The sequence below is a fragment of the Acinetobacter sp. CWB-G5 genome, from assembly GCF_019209785.1.
GTDB classification, from domain to species: domain Bacteria; phylum Pseudomonadota; class Gammaproteobacteria; order Pseudomonadales; family Moraxellaceae; genus Acinetobacter; species Acinetobacter johnsonii.
The window spans coordinates 1-5290 of the sequence record NZ_JAHUTF010000023.1; the positions used below are offsets into that span (position 1 = coordinate 1).

Consider the following 5290-nt stretch of genomic DNA (forward strand, 5'->3'; position numbering starts at 1 on the left):
GAACGCCATTTGCAACATTACTCGATGGAAAACGTATTTGGGCTGAAAAGAATTTAGCTCAAATTTAACCTGACAGTCTTAAGCAAATATCGGTAACTGTCAGATTAGGTTTGAACTAGTACATATTAAGCCATTTCTGCTAACTGCTTTTTTAGCTTATCAATTCTAGTAGCTAAACTTTCTGTACAACTTTTATGCTTTTCATAAAGGGGATTACTTTTATTGTACCAACCATCGAGTATATCTTTAGCTTCGTGGTATTCGCTTTCTAGTTCAAAGATTCTGCTTTGTAGTGCAACCTTCTTATCCCACTTTGCTAATAATTGGGCTTCAATTTCCTCAAGGGTCATTTTTCTGTTTTGACTATTTTTAGCTGATTGATAAGCCTGCTGTTGTTCTATAGCATCGATATTTGCATAGATTCGTCGATTACCGCTCATTTCTTCACAACCTTTACAGAAAGATTTTACTGCAATCAGAATAAACGATTGTTTAAAGAATGAGTAGCGACAAAGTCTGTACCATTTAATATGTCGTTTATTCTTTGTGTTGGGATCTTCTTACAATCAAAAGTGCCTCATTTGGAATCTCAACTTTAACTTTTATTTTAACTTCACTTCCATTTTGGTTGTTGGTTTTAGTTGTATATTGAATTAAAGCATTCTTTCCGACACCTTTTAAAATTATCTCACCACCTTTTATCTCAACATATCCCCCCTTTTTCTTCCCAATTTTTGACTCTGGAAAGAAATCTTTAAATCCATCTTTGATATAAATTAAACTGTTCTTTTCATCTTCTCGTACAGAACCTAGTGCCGTATTAATAAAAATATTTTTCGATTTTTCAGAGTAAAAGACATACACAGAACTAGGAACAAGTAGAATATAAAGCAACATCATTGAAAGCCTGATATTCTTATTTTTATTCTCATCTTCTTTTAATCCCGCATTATTAGCCTTTAAATTCTCAACAAATTTATCAATAAATATTTTTAAAATAATACTTAAAAAAAGCATTATCAATAAGTTTATTGATTTCCCACTGTAAAAAACAAAAATGAAAGTAAAACCCAAAGTGTAAAATAAAAATTTTATAAAAATCTTACTTAAACCATTTAAGAAGTAATTAATATTTGGTTTAAAAAAGATTAGATCTATCAAGCCTTTGGATAGACTTCCTCGTAATGAAAATAAAACTTTGAAAAAACCCCATACAACCTTCAGAAAGAATAATAAAACACTTCCAAGCGCATAGTGTGAACCTAAAAATAATGCATAGACGAATAAAAATTTTATTGTAATTAAGAAAAATAAAAAACCATCCCCTAATGATAAATCCGTAGGAAAGTAATCAATATACCAAAAATACAAAAGGATAAAACATATACCAACACCTATAGTAAATTTAGCAATAAACCCACTGTTATCAACAATAAGTTTTATTTTCTGCAATAAAAAAACAGTGAAATTCACATACCCCTCATTTTATATTTTCATTAACAGAAAATAACTTTCTTAAATTTAATATCTAATATAATGTAAAAGTATTTTTACAGTATTTACATAAGTTTAATTACAGGATCAGTTAGTCCTTAATTCCTAAAGAAAGATTTAATAAATCTCCAAAGCTTCAATAACCAGTTATCTCGATCTGGTAAATAATTAACTTCCTGCTTATTCTTACTAGCAATATAATTTTGTTTATCAAACCTATCTTTTGTTTGGACGTTAGTAATTTGCCTTTGTGTAAATCTATTAGCCCAAATAACTCGATTATTCGTAATGAAATAATGTGATTTACAACGATAATTCCAGTTCCCTATAGATGGTCTAAGTGAAACCCTATTCATATCTTTTTTTAGTTGCCAGTCAACTGGTGAGAGAGGTGTAACCACCTCCTCACCACACCCACAACAACATTTATGAATAGCAGTTTGATAAACCTCACTGATATACAGCTTACCCTCTTCAATAGTTTCGGGAATAAACTCTACATACACTGGTGTAATATTTTTAACTGCCATTTACTATTCCTCAGGGCAATCATCACGTGTCAATGATTGGAAAGGAATTACCAGATTCAAATTATGGGCATTCAATTGATCTAGATAGAATCCCATAAACTGTTTCCATCGCATTACAGCTAAGGCCGCATTTAAAGCATTAAGATCAGCAACTTGTATATTACTTCGGTATATAGCATCTTCATCATCGTCTTCTAAATTTAGTCGTGATGACAGATGACTATTCAAAGTATCAGTCGCAAGAGTAACCCGACAAGTACCTCGTAATTGTGGATCACCGCCCACACCATTAGCTATCTCAACCCCCATCCCCACATCAATAAACGGAATGCCTTTTTTAATAAGATGGTCTGTAATAACTCGACGAGCTATTCCCTTATCTACAGCAACAAAAACAAAAGTACATTCATTCAATTCATGCACATTTTGCTCATCTAAGAAGTAATCATGAGTAAAAATACCCTCTCTCATCGCTGAATATATCTCACGAAAATATTCAACTTTCTTTGGAAAAGCTTGAAGTTGCTCTAATGATGCCGCTCCAGGGGCTCTAAACGCATTATGTGGTTCAAAGCTATCAGCATCAAATAAGTGAATCTCTTGAACTGGAGTTTTAGCCAGCAAGTCCAAGATAAAACTTCCTGTCCCCCCAACACCAACAATCCCTATACGAGAATCTTCCAGCTTCTGAGTGATAGCTGTAATCCCTACACGAGATGATGCTGTATCCGGATAACAAAATACTGAACGTTCATCACGTTGACCATGTACTACAGCAGTACGACCATCAGCATTTGCATCAACAACACGAGCTTGGCTAACGAACAACGTGTGATAATGAACTACCTTGTCATAAAAATTAGTAAAAGATTGACCATTTGGCTTATTTGATAAGTAATAATCCACATTAAAATCATCAAATAGAATTATTTTTCTCTCACTATTTACAACCTCAAACATTTCCTTACCAGTTGCATCATGGGGATATTCTCCCTTGAAATACATGGTATGGTCTTGAGGCTGTGTTTCAATTTCCCCATTTTCAACAAATGGACAAACTAAAGTAGCTAATTTTACTTCACATGACTGATTGAGGTAAGGAATAGAGTGCACCAGCAAATGCTGGCGCTGGATATCAATTTCAAAACCGTCTTCAATCAATCGCTGTACTGATGGATTAAGAACGGTTTGTTTTATTGACATCGAATTTCATCCCATTTCGAATAGCTACTGACTGCCCTGCAACCAAAGTTCCATCAGGTGTTTGTGGTCCAACATACGCGACTGTATATACAATATTTGGATCAACTTGACCTGGGAAAGCCAGCTCTAGAACTTCTTCATAACTAATTCGCTCACCATAAACTTTTTTAGGACGAGCATTGACGATAATGTTGACGAACTTGTCTTGATTACCTTTGCCATTTTCTGAATGTTGTGACATTGTGTCATTCCTTCATTATTTGTTGGCAAGGTCCTTTTATTACGGTTATAATTATCTTCGCCAAAAGAAAACCGTTTAGACCTTGTAATTTAATTTTTAATTAGATTGCTCTAACTAGACACTAAAGCCTCGATGTATCTTCATTGGGGCTTTTTTAATGCTCAAATAAATTAACTCATGAGATGGTACCTCCTTTACTTACAAAATTTTCAATTCACTCTTTCAACAATTGACAACTGTTAAAGAACAATTCTTGATCACCACCCATGATCACATAATCATTTTGATCATGTCAAGTAGTAGTTTTGATTATTTCGTGAGATAATAATGATCGTATATGATTACTTAGTAATGACAGAGGTTTTATACAATGGAAGAAAAGAAAATTAATAAAAACTTGGAAGAAAGACTAAGATTTATAGAATTAACTTTAAGATTCAAAGGCTGGTGCTCTAGATCAGACCTAACAAGAAAATTTGATATATCATTACCAGCCGCAACTCGGGATTTCAGAGAGTATAAAGATTTATGCCCAAACAATTTGAGTTTTAATGAAGTTGAAAAGCATTATGAAATTAATTTGCTTGAGTTCGTTCCTCATTTCCCAATCAATTTTAAAACAGCAGTAGGCTTCATAAGAAATAGTACTAATTCAAAGACTATTGGGTTAAGTGAATTCGACTCTATCCAATCACCTCCAAGACTTTCTGAGCCTGATTTAGATGTTCTGTTAAAAATAACTAGAGCAATTTTGGGTAACACAATTATAGAGACTGAATATTTTTCAGTAGATAATGGTTTCTCCAAAAAAAAACTTGCGCCACATTCTTTAATCGATAATGGATTAAGATGGCATGTAAGAGCATATGATTATGAAAAATGTAGATTTGCTGACTTCGTTTTAACACGATTTAAGAATGTGCAAGAAACCAAAATAAAAGTAGAAAAAAATGAATCTAGGTCGCAGGATAGTCAGTGGAATCGACTTGTTAGATTAGAACTCGTTCCTCACCCTAACCCTAAAAATGTTCAGTGCCCTGAAACATTAATGTATGACTATAATATGGAAGATGGTGTAAAAGTAGTAGAAGTAAGAGCTGCTGTAGCTGGCTATTGGTTACGTCTATGGAATATCGACTGCTCAACTGATCACAGCCTAATTGGAAAAGAATTTCATCTTTGGTTAAGAAATTCTGTAGCTTTATATGATGTTAATAGTGTTTTTCTTGCTCCTGGCTATAAGAACTAATGAATTATACAAAGTAAGTTCAGCTAATAAAAATAGTTATAAATAAAAGTTACTTTTCGAAAATGACAGAGGATGTGTCGCAAAACTAGAAAAATGACAACTTATGTGTCGCAAATCAATGTCATCATGCGTCGCAAAAACATCTAAGTTATTGATATTAATAAACTAGAAATGACAAACAATGTGTCGCATGACGGTCACGCGACACATATGTTGTCATAGAAAAAGGCTGCTATTTGCAGCCTTTTTTTATTAGAAACAAATTATCGTAATTCTTTGATCATAGTATTACCTTGTTGATCTAAAGACGTATATTGAATTCGAGCATAATCAACCAAATCTTTAGGATAGTAAGGTTTATCTCGATAGCTACTATCATCTATTCTTGATATAACAGTAACCGCTGCTGCTTCCCATGACCAATACCCATAATAGCTAACTCCAGATCTTATGTGTACTAGTTCAAACCTAATCTGACAGTTACCGATATTTGCTTAAGACTGTCAGGTTAAATTTGAGCTAAATTCTTTTCAGCCCAAATACGTTTTCCATCGAGTAATGTTGCAAATGGCG

At 33.3% G+C, this 5290-nt stretch carries 6 protein-coding genes and 1 pseudogene; 1 reads left to right on the top strand and 6 read right to left on the bottom strand.

The genetic code is table 11. The features are described from left to right. Positions 1–125 precede the first annotated feature (125 nt). From KVY11_RS16465 to KVY11_RS16485, 5 genes are all read right to left on the bottom strand, one after another. Entirely contained in the window at positions 126–440 is a 315-nt protein-coding gene (locus KVY11_RS16465) for a hypothetical protein (protein ID WP_256350823.1), read from the bottom strand. 97 nt (positions 441–537) lie between these two features. Beyond that, positions 538–1473 (bottom strand): hypothetical protein, encoded by a 936-nt coding sequence (locus KVY11_RS16470; protein WP_218289566.1) that lies wholly within the window; start codon positions 1471–1473, stop codon positions 538–540. A 119-nt stretch (positions 1474–1592) separates the two neighbouring features. Further along, a complete protein-coding gene (locus KVY11_RS16475) occupies positions 1593–2024 on the bottom strand; it encodes a DUF6527 family protein (RefSeq protein ID WP_218289567.1) in 432 nt (143 codons plus the stop codon). Between the two features lie 3 nt (positions 2025–2027). Next, positions 2028–3227, bottom strand: a complete 1200-nt coding sequence (locus tag KVY11_RS16480; protein WP_218289568.1) for a ThiF family adenylyltransferase — start codon at positions 3225–3227, stop codon at positions 2028–2030. Next, the gene (locus tag KVY11_RS16485) at positions 3202–3468 is read right to left on the bottom strand and encodes a multiubiquitin domain-containing protein (protein ID WP_218289569.1); all 267 of its coding nucleotides are present in this window, start codon (positions 3466–3468) and stop codon (positions 3202–3204) included. Before KVY11_RS16485 ends, KVY11_RS16480 begins: the two co-directional genes overlap by 26 nt. A 370-nt stretch (positions 3469–3838) precedes the next feature. Here KVY11_RS16485 and KVY11_RS16490 point away from each other — a divergent pair, with 370 nt between their 5' ends. Further along, entirely contained in the window at positions 3839–4717 is an 879-nt protein-coding gene (locus KVY11_RS16490) for a WYL domain-containing protein (protein WP_218289570.1), read from the top strand. Positions 4718–4980: 263 nt separating this feature from the next. Here the strand turns inward: KVY11_RS16490 and KVY11_RS16495 are convergent. Further along, positions 4981–5169 (bottom strand): annotated as a pseudogene (locus KVY11_RS16495) (PoNe immunity protein domain-containing protein); the annotation flags it as partial. Positions 5170–5290: the final 121 nt, after the last annotated feature.

What these genes read in the sequence shown, in the direction of transcription:
- KVY11_RS16485 (WP_218289569.1), bottom strand. Translation starts at nt 3,468, where the DNA reads ATGTCACAACATTCAGAAAATGGCAAAGGTAATCAAGACAAGTTCGTC.
- KVY11_RS16465 (WP_256350823.1), bottom strand. Translation starts at nt 440, where the DNA reads ATGAGCGGTAATCGACGAATCTATGCAAATATCGATGCTATAGAACAA.
- KVY11_RS16490 (WP_218289570.1), top strand. Translation starts at nt 3,839, where the DNA reads ATGGAAGAAAAGAAAATTAATAAAAACTTGGAAGAAAGACTAAGATTT.
- KVY11_RS16475 (WP_218289567.1), bottom strand. Translation starts at nt 2,024, where the DNA reads ATGGCAGTTAAAAATATTACACCAGTGTATGTAGAGTTTATTCCCGAA.
- KVY11_RS16480 (WP_218289568.1), bottom strand. Translation starts at nt 3,227, where the DNA reads ATGTCAATAAAACAAACCGTTCTTAATCCATCAGTACAGCGATTGATT.